The 16,635-nt window shown below is 67.6% G+C and carries 4 protein-coding genes (1 of these 4 running past the window's edge); all 4 read left to right on the top strand.

Going from position 1 to position 16,635, the window contains the following annotated elements:
• Positions 1-12: 12 nt before the first annotated feature.
• The gene (locus AB0I53_RS08940) at positions 13-3,315 is read left to right on the top strand and encodes a right-handed parallel beta-helix repeat-containing protein (protein ID WP_358598778.1); all 3,303 of its coding nucleotides are present in this window, start codon (positions 13-15) and stop codon (positions 3,313-3,315) included.
• Positions 3,316-3,426: 111 nt separating this feature from the next.
• On the top strand, positions 3,427-3,837 hold the full coding sequence (locus AB0I53_RS08935) for a YbaB/EbfC family nucleoid-associated protein (protein ID WP_358499359.1): 411 nt from the start codon (positions 3,427-3,429) through the stop codon (positions 3,835-3,837).
• Positions 3,838-3,949: 112 nt separating this feature from the next.
• Positions 3,950-5,062 carry a hypothetical protein gene (locus tag AB0I53_RS08930; RefSeq protein WP_358598775.1) on the top strand — a complete coding sequence of 371 codons (1,113 nt, stop codon included), beginning with the start codon at positions 3,950-3,952 and terminating at the stop codon, positions 5,060-5,062.
• Positions 5,063-5,368: 306 nt separating this feature from the next.
• Positions 5,369-16,635: the start of a DnaJ domain-containing protein gene (locus tag AB0I53_RS08925; protein WP_358598772.1), read on the top strand. The gene runs 22,192 nt beyond the window's last position; 11,267 of the gene's 33,459 nt are visible here — the first part of the coding sequence; its start codon is at positions 5,369-5,371; its stop codon lies beyond the right edge, outside the window.

Below are 16,635 nucleotides of genomic sequence, written 5' to 3'. Positions count from 1 at the left end.
GGATGACGGGCGATGAACCGTGAACTGCTGGTGGTGGGCGGAGATCGGGCGGGGGCGCACCCCACGATCGCCTCGGCCCTCGCGGCGGCCCCCGACGGGGCGATGATCAGCGTCCGCGCCGGCCGGTACGAGGAGAACCTCGTCGTGAACCGGATGGTCAGCATCGCCGCCGAGGACGGCGCCGGCACGGTGGAGGTGCACGCCGCCGAGGGCAGCGCGCTGGTGGTCGACGCCGGCGGCGTCCAGCTCCGGGGCCTGCGGCTGGCCTGCGATGACGCCACCGTCGCGGCGGTGGACGTGCGGCACGGCGAGGTCGCCCTCGACGGCTGCTGGGTGGCGGGCTCGTCGTGGGCGGCCCTGCTGACCAGGGGCGCGGGATCGCTGGCCATGCGCGGGTGCGAGGTGACCAACACCGGCGGCGCCGGGATCGTGATCACCTCATCGTCGCCGAGCACCGTGGAGGACACGGTCGTGGCCGACGTGGCCTCGTCGGCCGCCGTCGTCGGCGAGGACGGTTCCCTGACGCTGCGCCGGTTCGTGGTCCAGCGACCGGCCGGCAACGGCATCTGCGTGAACGGGCGCGGCCGGTGCGTCATCGGCCAGGGCGTGATCACCGCCGCCGCGAAGCCCGCGATCGTCGTGGAACAGGAGGGCAGCCTCGACGTCACCGACCTGACCGTGCAGGACGGCGAGAACGTCGATCTCTACTTCACCGGCGGCTCCTCGATCACGATCGCCGAGTCCACGTTCTCCGGCGCCGCGGTGCAGGCCGCGCACATCTCGGGCACCGCGCGGCCGGTGCTGCGCGGCTGCACCTTCACCGGCGCCGGGCGCAACGCGGTGCAGGTGACGGGGCAGGCGGCGGCCAGGCTGATCGAGTGCGTCCTGGCGGACTCCCCGGTGGGGCTCATCGTGGACGGCGAAGCGTCGCCCAGGTTCGAGAAGACCTCCGTGCGCGGGTCCACCGAGGCGATCGCGCAGCTGTCCACGGCAGCGTCGGTGCACTTCGCCGGTTTCCGGGCCAACGCGACCGAAGGTGCCGGCCTGCTGGTCGAAGGCGGCGTGGTCGAGTTCGACTACGCCTCGATCGAGACCGGCACCGCCACGGCGGTGGAGCTTTCCGGGACGGCGAAGGCGAAGCTCACCGACGTCACGATCAGCACCCGCGCCGAATCGGCCGTCGCGCTCACCGGCAACGGGCGCGCGGAGCTGACCTCGTCGATGCTGCGCGGCGGCGGGCTGGCGGTCGGTTCCGCCGAGGTCGTGATGCGGGACACCGAGATCGTCGACGTGTCGTCGGACGGCGTCCGGGTCGACCGGGGCGGCTCGATCATCGGCACCCGCTGCCGCATTCGTGGGGCGAGCGGGCACGGCATCCGCGTCACCGACGGCGCCCGCGCTGAGCTGGCGGAGTGCGAACTGCTCGACAGCGGCGGGGACGGCGCGCACTTGGAGACCGCCGAACCGGTGCGGTTGAGCCAATGCGTGGTGAAGAACAGCGGCGGCATGGCGGTCCGGCGCCCAGCTGATGACCGCCAGGTCGTGGTGGAGAACCTGGTGACCCAGTCCGCGAGCAGCTCGCCGCGGCCGACCGGGAACGACAGGCCGCAGCCGGAACCCGAGGAGGCCGGGCAGGGCGATGCAAGCCTTCGCGAGGCGGGCGGCGCGGTGCTCGACGGCCCGCTCGCCGAGCTCGACTCGCTCATCGGCCTGGAAGGCGTCAAGCAGGAAGTGCGCGGGCTGATCAACCTGATCCGGATGTCGCAGGTGCGGCAGGAGATGGGCCTGCCGATGCCGCCGATGAGCCGGCACCTGGTGTTCGCCGGACCGCCCGGCACCGGTAAGACCACGGTCGCGCGGCTCTACGGCGCGGTGCTCGGTGAACTCGGCATCCTCTCCAGCGGCCACATGATCGAGGCCGCCCGCGCGGACCTCGTCGGGCAGTACATCGGGTCCACCGCCATCAAGACGACCGAGCTGGTGACCAAGGCGATCGGCGGGGTGCTGTTCATCGACGAGGCGTACACCCTGACCGCCAGCACCGGCGGCGTCGGCCCGGACTTCGGCCAGGAGGCCGTGGACGCGCTGATGAAGATGATGGAGGACCACCGCGACGAGCTGGTGGTGATCGTCGCCGGCTATTCCGAGCTGATGGAGAAGTTCCTCCAGTCCAACCCCGGTCTGGCCTCCCGGTTCACCCGGACCATCGAGTTCCCGAACTACAGCGTCGAAGAACTGGTCACGATCACGACCAACCTCTGCCGCAAGCACTACTACGAGCTCACCGACGACGCGGTGGAGGAGCTGACCGGGTACTTCACCCGGGTGCCCAAGGGGGAGACCTTCGGCAACGGTCGCGTCGCCCGCAAGCTCTTCGAGTCGATGATCAGCACCCAGGCATCGCGGCTCGCCCAGAGCCCGCCCGCCAGGGACACCGACTTCAGCCGGCTGACGGCGGCGGACATCGCCCCGCAGAGCGCGATGCTGGAACAACTGCCCGCCGAGGAGACGGCATCCCCGGACACCGCCACCGATCCCACCTCGGCGGTGCAGGCCAGCCGGGCGTGGCGGCGGATGTCCGACCTGATCGGGCTCGAAGGCCCGCGCCAGTCGGTCGCCGCGTTGCTCGTTTCGCTGTGCGAGCGCAAGAATCACCGCCGGGCCATCGGGCAGCACGGCAACGCGGTGCTGACCGGACCGCGGGGCAGCGGCAGGCGGGAACTCGCCCGGCTCTACGCCCAGGGGCTTGCCGAGCTGGGGTTGGTCGGCATCGGCCAGGTGGTGCGGACCTCGCTCACCGAGGACCTGCGCCCGGGGTGGCCGGGACAGGCGGAAACGTTGGCGCACCGGGCGTTCCAGGACGCGCAGGGCGGACTCCTCGTGGTGGATGTCGACGCGGACGGCGAGCCCCAGCCGGAGGAGGCGGAGGCGCTGCTGGTCGCCTTGCGCCATCACGCCGCCGATCCGGTGGTGGTGCTGACCGGCACCCGCCCAGGCGTGGAGCGCCTGTTCGGGAGCGTGCCGCAGCTGCGCGACTCCTTCGGGGAGTGGTGGGAGATCGACGCGTACTCCGCGGCTGACCTGGCCGCCATCGCGATCCGGCAGCTGCGCGAACGCGGCCACGAGGTGCCCGACGATGTGTGCGCAGCGTTGCGCGCGCACATCGAGGCGTCCGGGGAGAGCACGGTGCACGGCGTTCACCAGCTCTCCCGGCACCTGGCCAGGATGGCGGCTTCGCGCACGCTGGCCGCCGCCGACCTGGCGGGCCTGGCGCGGGTCGTGCCCGCGGTCGGTGGGCTGGCCTCGGTCGGCTGAGGTGGCGGTCCGGGCAGACCTCGTGCCCGGAGGGCTCCTGGTCGACCCATGTCGACCGGGAGCTGCTTGTCGTGCCGTTGACTTGATTCGGAAAGCTTTCAGGAGGCTCGAATGTCCGAAGTGGATCGTCGCAATGTGGAGATGTTGCGGGAGGAGTACGAACGCCAGGTCACCGGCCTCGCCGAGTCGCAGCGGCGGATGAGCGAGGCCTCGGCGACCGCGGTGTCCCCGCGTCGCGAGCTATCGGTCACGGTCGGCCCGCAGGGAGTGATCACCGAGCTGAAGTTCCTGTCCAGCGCGTACCGCCGGCTGGCGAAGAACGAGTTGTCAGAGCTGGTGACCAGCACGATCGCCGACGCCCGGGCCAAGCTGAACGACCAGCTCGCGGAGATCATGACGCCGATGATGCCGCCCGGGCTGGACGTGAAAGCCATGCTGAACGGGGAGATCAGCGCAGAGAAGCTGGCCCCCGACGAGTCCAAGCTGCCGCCGCTGCTCAGGGAGCGGCTGAACCGGCGCTGAGACCTGCCCGCCGCGCTTTCGCGGCCGTGCAAGGGTTTTGCGGTTCGTGCGCCCCGGAGAAGCGGTAACGGGACCGGATTCGACTACGGGCGTGAGTGGAGGAATGAGGACCATGAACCAGTTCTGGGTGGATCCGGAGAACCTGAGCAAGAGCGGTCAGGGTTACGGAGAGGTGCAGGCGAGGTTGCTGGCGCTCCGGCAACGGGCCGCTCAGCTCGGCGCCCGGTACCAGGCGAGTTTCGGCGACGATGACGAGGGCCGCGAGTTCTTCCAGAACTTCAAAGACGGCCAGGAGAAGTTCCTCAACGGGGTCGGACACCAGGCCAAATCGTTGGGCTACATCAGCGACGGCCTGTACGAGAACGGGAAGATGTACGGCGGGTCGCGGGACGAGGCCGACCAGCTGTCGCACAAGTTCAAGACCGCGGGCGAGAACGGTTCCGGCGATTCCCAGAAGCCGACGGGCCACAACGTTCCCGCTCAGAAGGACGTCCCGCTGAAGGGTTCGACCGTCAACGTGCCCGTGAAGTCGACGGGTCATAACGTTCCTGCTCAGAAGGAGATCCCGCTGAAGGGTTCGACCCTCAACGTGCCCGTGAAGTCGACGGGTCACAACGTTCCCGCTCAGAAGGACGTCCCGCTGAAGGGATCGACCGCCCACGTAGCGGCCAAGGCCTCGAAGGCGCTAGCGCCGAACCGCGGTGTCGAGCCGAATAAGCCTTCAGAAAAGAGGACGTTCGTGAAGTCGCAGCGTGCCGTTCCCGCCGGTGGGCGCGCGAACGAGGGCCTCAAGCCACAGCTGCCCGTTTCCGACCGCGGATACCCGCTGAACGGGCTCAAACCGGAGGACGTGGAGGTTCGCAAGCCGGGAATGACCTCCGCGATGCGCCTGCGCGCTCTGCGGGAGAACGAGCAGCCCATGGTGTACGGCCACCCGCTGGGCGAGGGGCAGCACATCGTCAGCGCCACCGAACTGTCGAACGGGGCGGTGCGGATCGGCGTCGACGGCTACTCCGACATCACGCCGCTGAACGGCCGCGATCTGACGCTCGACGACCCGAACAACCCGTCCGGGTCGAAGCCCTACCCGACCGAGGACGGGGAGCGGCACTTCCTGGTCACGGAGAAGTCCGGATCGCAGCAGCCCGGGAAGTCGTTCGACGAGCAGGTCTACATGGAATTCCCCCGCGACGGGGAACCGAGTTTCTTCCGCTTCCGCAAGTAGCTGATAGCCCGGGCGTGCGGTGGTGTGGTCGGCGGTGCGAGTCCGAATCGGATGGTGTGGTGAGCGATGGGTGAGATCCAGATTCCCCAGGATGGTGTCTGGGCGCCTATTTACTATTCGCTAACTGCGCTGATCGAGAAGCCGCCGTTGGTGATCTCGAACGATATGTACGCGTTGGCCCGTGAGATGCGGGAGAACGCGGACGCTGACGTGAACACCACGAGCAATGTTAGTTCGTTGTCGTCTGGTGTGCGGGCGAATCTTGAGGGTGAGACCGCGAAAGCGTTCGATGATCATGTTCGGGGGTTGACCGATCCGGTTCAGGCGCGTGCGGCGGCGTTGCGGTACGCGGCGGACATGGTGGACGAGTTCGGGTTGAACGGGGAGGAGTCCGAGTACGACATCCTCATCGGCCTGGCGTTTTTCGCGTCCACGATCCTCGGGCTTTATCTGAGCGGGTTTTTCGAGGCGATCCCGGCATGGATCGCGGCTGGGCGTCGGCATATCTCCCAGATCATCGCGACAGCCAAGCAACAGGCCACGACGCTCTCCGGGCAGTTGCGGATGGCGTGGGAGCCCGTTCAGGAGTTCGGTGAGGAGTTCTTCCAGGCATTCTTGCCCCAGGGGATCACGACGGCGAACGGTAACCGCAAGAACGGCTGGGACGTGAAGGGCATGGCGCTGGAGGGCGCCGTGGGGGCCGATGCCGCGGTCAACGCTATGATCTTGCACCGTCTCGCGAAGCTGAACAGGCACACGGACGATTTCGTGCGTAAGCCGATCGGGACGGGGCAGCTTGATGCGGCTGCGGAGGTGCCGGCCGAGGGGATGGTCATCACCCTCGTCGGCGGCAATTTCGACCCGTTCCAGACCTATATCTCGAGTGTCACGATGGGCACGATCGAGAAGGACGCGCAGATCAGGTCGCGTGAGTGGCGGAACAACCGGAACACGAACAACTCGCCGACCGGAGGCCCGAACCAGTCGCCCCCGCCGTCCTACAACCCGGACGGCAAGGGCCTGCCCGGCGGCGAGGACACTCCCGGTGGAGGGTCGGATTCGAAGGTGCCGCCGGTTGGGTCGGACACGAAGGTGCCGCCGGTCGGATCGGATTCGAAGGCCCCGCCACCGGTCGGGGCGGATTCCAAGGTGCCGCCCGTTGGGTCGGACTCAAAGACGCCTGCGGATTCCCCAGCCGGGAAGCCTTCCGACGTCCCGCCGCCCCCGTACTCGCCGCGTGGTGAGGCGCCACCGTCCAACGAGGTGTGGGGGAACGAAGCGCCCCCGCCCGCATACCAGCCCCCGTCCGAGGAACCGCCGCCCGCGTACCAGCCTCCGGCCGCGGAGCGGCCTGCGGGTTCTCCGCCTGTGGGTTCTCCGCCACCTGGTTCGGCTCCGCCACCGGCGGGCTCTCGGCCCGGTTCGGCACCGCCACCGGCGGGTGTGTCGCCTGTGGGTTCTCCGCCTGCGGGCTCCCCGCCACCTGCGTCGGCTCCGCCTGCGGTGTCTCCGCCTCCGGGCGTCGGCGGGGAAACGCCGCCACCTGCGGGCATCGAAACCGGACCGGTTTCGGTGGAGCAACCGGCCGGGCAGCCGCCGGTTTCCGGCATGCCGCAGGACGTCGGTTCGAACCAGGGCTTGCCCGGCTTCGACACGACGACGCCGCACGGAAACGCGCCGCAGGGCGTGGATCCGCCGGTCGGTGACCAGAATCCCCAGGCCCAGCAACCGTCCGCCGAGCAGCCGCCGGTGCGGCACACGCCCGTCGAGCAGCCGCCTGCCCAGCAGTCGGCGGGCGAGCAGTCCCCGAATCAGCAGTCGCCCGACCAGCAGAACCCCGGTCAGCAGCCCCAGCGCCAGCTGTCGCCCGACCAGCAGGTTCCGGGTCAGCAGTCGCCGAACCAGCAGGTTCCGGGTCAGCAGTCGCCGAACCAGCAGGTTCCGGGTCAGCAGACCCCGAACCAGCAGGTCCAGGGGCAGCAGTCGCCGGAGCAGTCGGCGCCAAGCCAGCAGAACGCTGGTCAGCGCGGCCTCGACCAGAACTCGGTGTCGCTAGAGCGCGACCAGCCGCGAGCGGACCAGCAGGAGCAGGGCGAGAACGGGTCCGCGCAACTCCGCCCGACCGGTCAGCAGGCCGGGCCGGGGCAGCAGTCGGGAACGCCGAGCGCCACGTCCACGCCGTCCGGTCAGGCCGGCAACTCGCAGGCACCTTCGAACCCCGCGGGCACGTCGAGCACCTCGACCCAGGACGTGTCCCGGGACAAGTCCGACCAGTCGGCCGTGGGCGATCAGGTCGGCCGGTCCCGGCTTTCGACGCAGCTGTCCTACGAAGCGCCGACGGGTGAGACGTCGACCGGGAATCAGCCCCTGACCCAGCGCGACGCGCCGTCCACTGTGTCCTCCGGCAGCGATCAGCGGACGAGTTCGGCCACGTCCGGCAGGGCCGGAACGCCGAAGAGCGGCGGTGAACCGCAGCTGCAGGTGGCGCCGGCACAGCCGGTGGCCCCGGTGAAGGACTCGTTCGTCGATGAAGGTTATGAGAGCGGGGACGAGTCCCAGCACGATGGGGACGTGTCGTTCGTCCGGGACGCGCCGGAGACGTTGGGGGAGACTGCCCCGGCGCTGGTCACGGACCAGTCGGTGGGTGCTGTCCCGGCGGTGGCCCCGGTGACGGACTCGTTCGTCGATGAAGGTTATGAAAGTGGGGATGAGTCCGATCCCGACGTAGATGTCCAGAGCCCGTCGGAGACTCCGGTCGAGACCGCTTCGCGCGATCTGTCCGAGTTCGAGCACTGGCAGGGCCCGCTGCCCCAGGTGGTGTCGCTGGAGAGCTTCCCGAACGATGTCGCCGCGGAAGCGTTCATGCGGCGGGAGTTCCCCGAGGCCGGCAAGGTGAACCGGGCGCCGGAGGGCAACACCGACCCCGCGTTGGCGGATGATGCGCCTGGGCGCGGGATCAACTGCGGTGTTGCCACGATTCAGGAATTCCGCAGCAGGAAGCACGGCCGGCAGTTCCACGCCGACCCGTCGTCCGAGGAAATGTCGCTGCGCGATATGCAGGACTACTTCGGCGCGCGGTTCAAGGAGCAGAAGGGCGGACCGTCCACTCTCGACAAGACCATTCTGGACACCTGGAAGCCTGGTGCGCAGGGGGCCGTGTACATCAGGTCTCCCAAGGGCAAGGGGCACTTCTTCTTCGCGGAGAAGAACGACGTGGGCCGGGTGACCTATGTCGATCCCCAGGACCCGAAGGGGCTCCCGGCTTCCCTGCCGCAGAATCGCGACAACAGGATCCTTCTGCTGTCGATCCCGCCGGGGCACTCCGCTGGCCCGCTCAAGGCCGCGCTCCCAGCCGTCGGCGACACAGGTCCCGCACCGGCTGCCACCGACATCGATGATTCTTTGACCGGCGGGACTGGGGAGTTCTCCCGCCCTGAGCCTGTCTGGGATGTGCCGCTGTCTCCTTCGCATCTCGAGGCGAACTCCGCGGACATCGAGGCTCGACTCAATCGGATCATCGATGACAGCCTGGAGATCGACGATTCTGACGAAGACGTGTCGCAAGCCGAGCTGCAGAGGCATCCGGCCGAATCCAAGCACACGTTGCTTGTAGCCGGTGAGCAAGGGGTCTGGCTGACTCCGGAAATAGCGCGGGCGTGGCTGGCCGAAAGCGGGTACATCTATCCCCAGGAGGGCGGCATCGACCTGGCCGCGAAGGTGTACCTCAGCGGCCCGCCGATCACCCGGAGCGGAGCTCCCGGTGGGGGTTTGTACTACATCACGGATGGTCCGGCCGACATGGCTGGGCGGACCTACGGGATCGATGAGGCGCAGCGCTTCTACGAGACGATTCGGCACTTGGCGGGCCGGCACCACTTGAACGAGCAGAAGCGTGTCGAGAGCGCGGTCAACGAGTTGACGGAGTACGTCCTCAAGGCGTATCCGCCCGACCGGTTCAGCTACGTGGGCATCGGTCGCAGTCCAGTGCCGGTCGTCGCGGCGCTCCAGTCTCGTGGCCACGGCGCCATCAACCTACCGTTGTCGAGCTTCCGGCCGGCGCCGTTGCCGGACTCCGTCCTGCACGGCATGTTTGCGGCGATGGGGTTCGACCCGCCAACGGATGGGCAACTGGAGCTGCTCTCCGCGCACTTCAACGAGTTCTTGGCCGATTTGCCCCACGGCCGGGATGTGCTGTTGATCGACTACGTTCAATCGGGACTTTCGTTGATCGCAGCGCAATACTACGTTCAGCAATACCTGAACGCAGCCGAGGGATCGCACGCGCCGGTGGTGCATGCTCTTGGGATCCACGAGGACGGCGATACTTCCTCGTTGAAGAAGATTTCTCGCGATGTTCTCTCTGACGACGAATTCCCGGTGCGGGAGCGTCGTCAGTGGTTTGACCGCATCACTTTCGTATCACTCGGAGGCCAGGAAGACCCGTCCAGTGGGAATCCTGGGCTGCTGGCGAGAGCGCTTTCGGAGCAGGCTTTCGACGGACTTTCCGAGTTCGGCTCGTACAAGATCTTGAAAGTCGATCCGGACGATCCCCAGCGGCCCCGCCGAGCTGACCGCGGAACGGAAGCCGACGTGGCGGCGAGCGGCTTCCGGCTGCTCCAGAACGTCATCGACGACAGCCGGAGAGGGCAGGATCCGCAGGGCAAGAGCATCGATGGCGGGCATGTGCCGGGTGAGGACGGCATCGATGAGTCCTGGACCGGCGGGGCTGGGGCGGAGTTCTCCCGCCCGGAGGGTGCGAAGCGGAACGCGCACGCCGGAGGGCTGTCTGAGGCGTCGTCGGGAGATGGCACACCGGCCGGATCCAGCTACGGCGATGTGTCGGACCTGGCGGAGCGGCTGGGGGACTTCGTCAGTGGTGACGCAGCTCAGTGGCGTGGCGACGATGGTGTGTCGAGGCTGGCGGAGCGCCTGGCCGAATTCCACGTTAGCCATCAGGACGGTCAGCGGCACAGCATCGGCGACGCCACGGTCAACCAGCAGGTTTCTCCGGGGCGGCAGCGCTTCGATCCGCCGGAGGAGCGGCTGGCGCACTACCTCGCCGCTGTGGAAGACGGTGAGCGCGAAACCATGCACGCGCGCCGGTCCGCGGCACTTGCCGAGTTCGGCCGACCCGTCCCCAGCCCGAAGCTGGTCGACGTGGACGAGCAGACCGCCGATTACCGGCCGCATCCCACGAAGCCGGAGAGCGAGGCCCCGGAGTCCGGCGGGCACTTCCACAACCTCTACGGGCGGGACGACGCGGGCAGTGTCGCGGTGATGATGGAGAACTACCGGGCCAAGGGGGGTAGGTACACCGCCAGCGATGCCTTCATCCACCAGTGGTCGCAGGCGGAGGCGCTGTTCAACGAGGTGACCAAGGCCAAGGAGATCGACAAGCGGGCTCCGAAGCTGTTCGGCAGGAAGACGAAACCCGGGGATGTTCCGGATCGGCTTCCGGACACCATCTTCCGGCAGAACATCTCCGGCACGGCGGCCAAGGACGTTTTCGGCAACGTGCTGGCCGGCCGGAACGGCGTGGACTTCGATGCCCACGATGATGTCTACGCCGAGGTCATGAAGACGGTGAACGGCAAGTCCACGAAGAACATCGTGGACACGTTCAACGAGTTGAAAAAGCTGCCCGACGACCAGAAGTTCCACATCTCGGGTGGCGGCGTCAGGCGGGACGGCTCCGGCAACTTCCAGCTGCGGTTCGACATCAGCAGGGTCCGTGCCGGGACCGTCCGGCGATCCCCGCGCGGGGACAAGGCGCGGATTGTCCAGGCCGACCACGCTCGGCGTGAGCCGAAGCGCAGAGGCGCGTCCGGGCCCGCGACGGGAGGCCGGCGCGAGGTTCGGCCGGCGCCGTCCACGGCGAACACGTCTGGGCATCCCACTGGGTTTGATGCGCAAGAGCATCAAGAGCTTCTCGAACTCATGCGCGGGGTGAACAAGGATAATTTCGATGGCGATGTCGATGGCGATCTGGGGTATCGGACGAATTGTGCTGCGGCGACGATTCAGTTCTTGAACCGGTTGGCGCATCCTGATCGGGCCAGGGAATTCGTGGCCGGGCCGAGTGGGGAGGTGCATCGGGATCAGATCGAGGGTTCGGGTCTGAGGTATGTGGGCGAGTTCTCGGGAGTTGCCGATGTCGAGGAATATCTGTCACGCCTGGAGCGCGGCGCGTCCGGCATGGTGCTCGCGTATTACCCTGACGGTGGCCACTATTTCGCGGCTGTCAAGAAAGATCGCCCCATTTTCCTGAATCCTCAGGAGGAGAGCCAGCAGTTCTGGGGTTCTCCGTCGAAGGTGGAGTTCTGGGAGGCTCCCCAGGGCGTGGTGCTGACACCGATGTACTCGCCGGTCGGCATGCGCTCGGCGGCCGAACGAATGGCGGCTGAAGAGCCCGATTCGGTTCCTGGCAGCTCGGAGGTCAGGCAACCGTCCGGTTGGGGCGGTGGTTCGTCGCGTTACCGGGGCAGGGATGACGCGGGGCGCCCGGTCAAGTTCGGGCATGGCGAAGTGGCTGTGAAGGGGATCGATGCAGGCGATATGAGGCTGGTCTCCGCGCTGCCGGACACCGGTCTTGCCAACGAGGTGAAGCGCTGGCTGCAAGGTGTCCGCGACGCGACGTTCAGCGTGGTGCGCACGATGCCCGGCGAATCAGCGGCCAATGCCGTGGAGAACAGCGGGGCTCGTAACGCCGAAGTGACCATGAGATTCGATGGTGCGGCGGTTCTGGCGGTCAGCGCCCGGGGGGACGGCAGGTACGCGCTGCCCGTCCTCACCGATAGCGGGGTACTCCGGGTCTGGGTGGATGCGAAGACTGCCGCGCAGGCGCTCGTGGCCGAATCGACGAGCGTCCGCCGAGCCAACTCCGTGCTACTGCTGCTATCGGGCTCCTATTCGCCCGATGCCCCCGTGAAACTCGGTCGTGAGCTGGCCGCTGCCAAGCCTGAACTCGCGGTGAGCACCGGTGACGGCCCGATGGAACTGCAATACGGTGGACGCCTGGTCGTGCTGGACAACGGCGGAATGCGGACCTTCCGTGGCACCACGGACATCGCTTATGGCCCGACCCGCTTCTCGCGGGCCGAGATCGACGAAATCAATCGACGGTCAACGGTTCGGCCGGAGCCGGAGTTCCGGCCTAGCGCGGATTCCCGTCCGCACGATCGGCCCGCACCCCGGCCCGCACCCCGGCCGGCTGCGCCCGAGTTGTACCCCGGACTGAATGATTCCAACCGTTCCGTCACTTTCGCTCGAGAGGATGCGAAGTTCGGCGCGCTGCGCGACGCGGACGGGCGGCGTGGTTTCGAGTTGCTGGCGGATCCGGCCACAAGGGCGGAGTTCCGCGATTGGACCAAGGGCATCCGGGGCCCGATCCGCGTGGTGCGCACCATGCCCGGCGAGTCGGTCGGCGAAGCAAGGCGCAGGAGCGGGACCCGGCCCAACAGCGAGATCGCAGACTCTCCCTTCGCGAACTCACTGGTCCTCGCGGTCAGTCCCGTCAGGCACGGGTTCATGATCCCGGTCGCCCCCGACGGAGGCACCACCGAGATCTGGGTCAGCGGAACCACGTTGGCGAACTTCCTCGCCGATTCCGAACGGGTCCAGGAAGCCATTCGGCTCCGGGGATTCGATTCGCTGTTGCTGCCGGTGCACGGTGCCTCGCAAGCAAGCGGCATCAGGGACCTGGCCGCGCGCTTGCACTGGCGTGGACTTCCGTTGCGGGTGTTCACCGCGGACACCGAGATGGGACTGGCGTCCGGTGGGCGCATCGGGGCCAGGGACAACGGAAATTGGCTGGGCTACTACAACCAGACGGTCCCTTCCTACACCGGCTCGGAGCAAGAAGTCCTGTCCTACTTCTGGGCGGAAGGCAGTTTCGCCAAAGACGAACTGCGCGACGAGATTCGCCGGCGTGAAGCGAGCCACTCGGAGCCGCGCCCGCGCCCGGACGCACCCGGTGCGCGACCGGCTCCGGAGAGCCCGCCGATGGACCCCTACGAGGTGCTGAAGGTCGAGCGTGATTGGCCGTTCCACCGGATTGAGCGGGCGTTCGAGCGGCTGCGATTGGCGAATCTCTCCGCTGCGGAGCGCCAGGACGTCAACGATGCGTTCGCCAAGCTGACCGAGCAGGCCTCCGGCGCGCAGCCGCGTCCCGAGTCGACCTTTCGGCCCACCGGGCAGCCGCCGAAACCGGAACGGAAGCCGGAATCGAAGTCCAAGCCGAAGCCCTCCGGGCGGCCCGAGAAGGAAGCGCCTCGCCCCGAGGCGGGAACGTCCCGTCCCGGCCCGGCCGGGTCGAATTCTGAGCCGAAGCCATCGGGTCCGAGCGAGCAGGCCGGGTCTCGCCCGGGTGCGGAGTCGTCGGCTCGGCAGGAGGCGCCGGGGACCGGTCAGCAGCCGGGAAAGAAAGAGGGGCCGACGCAGTCGTTCAAGGATCCGAAGGGCTACTACGCGGCGCTGGGTGTCCAGCCGAATGCGGAAGACAGCGAGATCAAGAAGGCGCATCGGAAGCTGGTCTTGAAGTGGCACCCGGACAAGAACAAGGCCCCTGAGGCCCAAGCGAAATTCCAGAATATCCAGAACGCCTACGAGGTCTTGTCACATAAACAAGAGCGGCAGAAGTACGACGACGAGTGCAAACTGGAGGAGCTGCGGGCGGAGTTCGAGCGGACGCACCCGCGGCAGCCTTCGCGGAATTCGCCGGGGCCGAGCTTTTGGGATATCCCGCGCCGCCCCGCGAACCCAGGGAGGAGTGGCCGGGACTATCGCAGCGACAGGACGTCCCGCCATCGCCGGCAAAGCCAGGGGCCGAGTTGGTTCGGTTTCGGTGGTGCGTCGTCGGTGTCGGTGGGTGCGTCGTCGGTGCGGCCGGGTGTGGTATCGGCGGAGACGTTTGAGGGTGATCCGGCTGGTCATGATGCGTATGTGAGTGAGAATTTCGCGGGTATGGAGGGGATCAACCGGGACAATTATGTCGCGGGTGTTGCGGGGCATGATACGAATTGCCAGCCGTCGTCGATTCAGGCGTTGAACCGGGAGATGCGTCCAGGTCGGGCGAAGGAGTTCGTGGCCGGTCCGAGTGGTGTGGTGCACCGGGATGAGGTGTCGAAGACGGGTCTGCCGCCGATGGCGAAGCAGGGCCGGGGTTATGACGATGTGACGGATTTCGTGGCGGGCAAGGACACCGATGGCGCGTATGGCCTGGTGTATGCGGAATTCGGCGATCGTGGTGGCCATTTCTTCACCGTGCACAAGCGTGGTGGGGATGTGGTGTTCTACGACGGGGAGTCGCATTCGCTTGTGAGGCTGGGTTCTCCGGTGGAGGTGTGGTTCTCGCCGGTGACCTCGGACAAGGTCCTGACCCCGGTGTACACACCGTTCCGCCTCGACGACGGACGCACGATCCCGCTGAGCGTGCACAGCCGCGACCTGGACCTGGACGACTACGGGAACCCGGTGAACGAAAGCCGCTGGATGGTGCCCGATGGAGCGGAAGTCGAGCGGCTCGCCGAGGCGCGCAACCCCGACTCGCCGAACTACCGGCCGGGCTGGGACGAGCTGAGCCCGGCGCAGTCGTGGGCCCTGATGGCTGCGGAGCTGCGCGGCGAGCAGTTCAACCAGCGCGATCTCGACGAGGCCACCAACCGGATCCGCATGCTCAACAACTACGGCGCGAAATACCCGACCAGCAAGGCCGAACGAGCCGAGATCGCCGCCGCCGCGCACGAGAAGCTCAAGTCCTGGCCCATCGTCACAAACCTGTTCCCGAACCGGATGGTGCCCGACGGCAACGGCGGGCACGCCCCGCTGATGCGATTGCTCTCCGAAGGGCAGCCGATCCGGAACCTGTGGGAGACGGGTGTTTCGCAGGGATCCACCGACGTCAGCCGGCGTGCCAAGGCGGAATGGCTGTTCGGCTATTCCTCGTCCTTCCAACGCGGCGACGGCACGACGGTCGCGGATCCGGCCGAGATGCCGCGCTACAGCGCGGTGATCCCGCCGCGCCGGACCGAGGGCTCTTCCGTCCAGTACGGCACCGTCGTGTTGCACTGGAACAACGATGTCCGTGCCCGCAGCACGTTCACGCCCGGCGACTCGTTGGGCGTGGACGAGGACACGAACGCGGTCACCTACACCGACAACGAGCACCTGTACCCGTTGCTCGCCTACGGCGACGTGGAGCTGTTCCGGCACCTCGTGGCCGAAGCCACCGATTATTCCTACGACCCCGGGCTGAAGGACGCCCCGGGGCCCAGCACGCACAATTTCCTGGAAGCGCAGATCCACGGCCCGCTTTCCCTTTCCCTCGTGGACAAGGTGGTGGTCAACTGGGGTCGGGTCGGGATCAGCGACGAGGACCAGCCCGCCTTGACCAGAGCCGGGGCCGAGCAGCTGGTCGCCGACCTGCGCTCCGCCCACCCGGACCTGAACGTCGAGCTGGGCAAGGAGATCGGGGAGCCCGGTGATGCCGACCGGGCGGAGCAGAACCGGGTGCGTGACCTGTACGGCCTGGACGCAGGCAGGCATCTGGACGAGCAGGACCTGGCGGTGGCACGCGAGCTGGACCGGCTGGCGGGCGGTGGCCCGTTCGCCGGACACGCCAGCCGCCAGGACTTGATCCGGTTGTTGACAGGCGACGATGGCTCGCGCCCGGGCGACGAGGCCCGGATGCTGCGGGACCTCTTCGACACCGCCAGGCAGGATGGCGTCGACTCGCTGGAGCTGCCCGGCCGCACCGACGCCGAGCGTTCGGATGTGTCGGGTGAAGACGACATCGATGATTCCTGGACCGGCGGGGCTGGGGCGGAGTTCTCCCGCCCGCCGGTTGCGGAGTCGAAGGCACCGCAGGAAGAGGACTCCCGCGGGGAGAGGGGAGCGGAGCGGCGTAAGGAGCGGGCTCGCCCGCGTGTGGGCAGCGGCAGCGACCCGAAGTATGCCGGAACGATTTCCGCGAAGCCGGCCACGTTCAAGCACAGCGATCTGCGCATCACCGACCGGCCCTCCACCAGTCACAGGCCCGCGAGCATTGCGCTGCTCTCTGACTCCGAGCTCGGCGCCTTCGAGGGCTGGCTGGATTCGATCGATGGTCCCCTTCGGGTGGTGCGTACCCGTTCCGGCGAATCGACGACCACTGCTCTCACGGCCGGGCCCGACCGTGAGATCACGGCACCGTTCGAGTCGGACCTCATCCTCGCGATCGACACCGACGGCAGCGCCCTCGCGGTCCCGGTGATCGGCAAGCGTGGAAAGACCGAAATAGCCGTGGTGGACCAGTCCACGGCCACGAGGATCCTCGGCAACATCATCAGGGGCGGCAACAGCTCGTCGGTGCTGCTGCTGACGCTCGGTGCCGACAGGCCGGGAACCTCGGTCAAGGTCGCCAATGAGCTGGTCAAGGCGGTACCCGGCCTCACCGTCAACACCCCCAAGGGAGTGACGGTGCTGGCAGACCGCGGCCGGATTGTCGTGCTTGCCGACGCTGGTCTGCTGAACATCAGTACCCGAACGAAGACCACGCACAACGAGGTCAGCCGCTTCTTGTTCAAGATGAAGGACAA

Source organism: Saccharopolyspora sp. NPDC050389, assembly GCF_040655595.1.
Lineage (GTDB): Bacteria > Actinomycetota > Actinomycetes > Mycobacteriales > Pseudonocardiaceae > Saccharopolyspora.
This window is presented reverse-complemented; position numbering and strand designations above follow the sequence as displayed.

Coding starts and splice junctions, on each gene's coding strand:
- AB0I53_RS08935 (WP_358499359.1), top strand. CDS start 3,427: ATGTCCGAAGTGGATCGTCGCAATGTGGAGATGTTGCGGGAGGAGTAC.
- AB0I53_RS08940 (WP_358598778.1), top strand. CDS start 13: ATGAACCGTGAACTGCTGGTGGTGGGCGGAGATCGGGCGGGGGCGCAC.
- AB0I53_RS08930 (WP_358598775.1), top strand. CDS start 3,950: ATGAACCAGTTCTGGGTGGATCCGGAGAACCTGAGCAAGAGCGGTCAG.